2 protein-coding genes are annotated in these 2489 nt (G+C 53.9%); one reads left to right on the top strand and one right to left on the bottom strand.

Going from position 1 to position 2489, the window contains the following annotated elements; translation table 11 throughout:
- A partial coding sequence (locus VEI96_03925) for a 50S ribosomal protein L11 methyltransferase (protein HXX57124.1) occupies nucleotides 1-924 on the top strand: 924 nt, incomplete at its 5' end.
- Nucleotides 925-932: 8 nt separating this feature from the next.
- Here VEI96_03925 and VEI96_03930 read toward each other — a convergent pair.
- The coding region (locus tag VEI96_03930; GenBank protein ID HXX57125.1) for a TIGR04190 family B12-binding domain/radical SAM domain protein at nucleotides 933-2489 on the bottom strand (1557 nt) is incomplete at its 5' end.

A 2489-nucleotide genomic window follows, 5' to 3' on the forward strand; every position in this document is an offset into this window, starting at 1 on the left:
ATCATCGGAACCTTTCCCTGTTGCTTCTGCGTTATAGTAAGAGGGATGGGATACTATGAATTCACCATTGCGGTAGCTGATGAATCGAGAGAGGCCCTCACGAACAGGTTGACGGAGATGGGCTGTCTCGGCTCCTTCGAACGAGACGGAGCGATGGTCGCCTATTTCCCGGATACGATCGATCTCGGCAGAATCAGAGACGGGTTACTCTCCTTTCAATCAATCCTCAGGGAGTCGGGACTGAGTCACGATCTCTCATTCCACGAGGTGACCCTCTCTGAAAGGGACTGGAACGAAGCATGGAAAAAGACCTTTCGTCCTCTCGATATCGGCGAAAATCTGACGATTCTTCCTCCTTGGGAAGAGGAAAATCCTCTCCGCATCAATCTTATCATCGACCCGGGCATGGCCTTCGGTACAGGTCACCATGAAACGACGAGGAGATGTCTCATGCTCATAGAAACGGTATCGAGAGAAGGAGCCTCCCTGAACCATCGCAGCAGAACAGGAGGCCTTACCAGGTTTCTCGACGTCGGCACCGGCACGGGGGTCCTCGCTGTGGCAGCCTCAAGACTCGGTTATCACGAAGTAATAGGCCTTGACACGGACCCGCTTGCCCTTGATGCGGCGAGGCGGAATGTAGAGCTGAACGGCCTCCGCAACGTTCAGATACGCGCAGGCAGCATCTCCGATGTTCGTGCCCCCTTTGACGTGATAGCGGCGAACCTCATATCGGAGGTTCTTATCGGAATCGCCGCGGACGTCGCGTGCCGTCTCAAGCCCTCGGGGCTCGCGATCTTTTCCGGCATGCTCTCAGGTCAGGAAAATGATGTCATAGAGGCGATAGAAAGAGCGGGGCTGACTGTTAGGGAAACACTCATGGATGAACGATGGGTGTCACTTGTCCTTGTTCATCGGGGCTGAAGGCGTCCTCATCGTATCAGCAGCCTGAAGAGATTCAGGAAATTGAGCCTCCAGCCCTTTATCGGCCAGTCGAGCTCGTGCTTGTCGCAAAGCGAATCGAGGTTATTGAAGCGGAGAACCTCTCTCTTCGTTGCTTCATCTATCCGGCCTGAGCCGTCGATGCGATCGATGAGGAACTTCGCCTTCTCGATGTGTTTCCGTATCATCGCCGCATTCTTCTTGCCGATGACCCGATACCGTTCCTTTATGTCGACGAGCTTGAGCGCCCCGTCATAGGTGGCCCTCACGATATCATCCCTGTTCATCCAGTCGGTCTCGTAATTAAGGGTGTATTTCCAGCTCGGCAGAAGCATCGCCTCCCTATGCTCCCTGAGGGTCTTGGCGGAGAGGCGGTAGCCGAACTTTTCCGGCTCTTCAAAGATGCTGCTGCCTGGGTCTATAAAGGGCGCGAGAGGTGCTATCATGGGAAGAAGACGCTGCGTAGATCCGAATTTCCGGAGGAGTTCTTCGCAGTATCCGACCGTCTCCATGACCGAGTCGTAATCCTGATAGGGCAGACCGACCATGAAGAAGACATCGATCCTCTTACAGCCGACATCGAGGAGCGTCCCTATCATCTGCTCCAGCTCCCTGTTTTCGTAGTGCTTCCCGAAGGTCTTCCTGACCCTGATATCATGCGATTCCGGTGATACCTCGACATTAAAGTTTTCGAGACAATCGGCAACCTTCCTGATGAAGTTTTCGGGGGGAGGAGTGAAGAATTCGACGGTCACCTCATTCTTTATGTGGTACTTCTTGACCGCATCGAGAAATCGCGTTGCGTAATCCTGGCCGGCCTGTAGAAAGTCCCCTATCACCATGACCGGAGCTCCCGTATACTCGGAGATTTTTTTGATGTCCTCTGCCAAAAGCTCCGGGGGCCTGAAGCACGGTTTTTCTCTCAAGCAAAGCCTCTTAAAGGATGAAAGGGAACCGGCGCAGGAAGCACAGTTATGGCTGCACCCCCGGCACTGAAATACCGCTGTCACGGGATAGGTAAGCCAGTATTTGAACGGGATATACCCGGAAGGGTCCCGGTATTTTATCGCCATTTTGAGGAGGTGAAGGTAATCGAAATGGATGTAATCAAGGGCCTCAGGCCTATTCGAAAACTCGTTCGTGAGCACCTTTCCGCTACCGTCCCTCCAGACAAGGTTCGGCACGCGGTCAAAGCCGGTACCCGCCTTTATCGCCTCCATGAGCATCCGGAGAGGCTCCTCAGCGGAATCGCCGAGCACGATGAAATCGATGAAGGGATAGTCTGCCATGATCTCAGCGTGATAATAGGTGGCAGAGAATCCGCCGAGAATGATCGGCTTTTCGGGATGGTGTTTCTTGAGCAGTTCCGCGAGGCTCAGGCTCCCGTCGGCATGGGGGAGCCAGTGGAGGTCGATGCCGAAGGCGAGCGCGTCGAGTTTCTTTATGAATTTTTCGGGATTGAAGGATTCGGACCTGAGCATCTTCATCGCGAGATTCACGATCCTCACCGGTATCCCGTGACGATGAAGGTAGTCGGAAATCGTGAG

The sequence above is a fragment of the Thermodesulfovibrionales bacterium genome (assembly GCA_035622735.1).
In the GTDB taxonomy this organism is placed as follows: domain Bacteria; phylum Nitrospirota; class Thermodesulfovibrionia; order Thermodesulfovibrionales; family UBA9159; genus DASPUT01.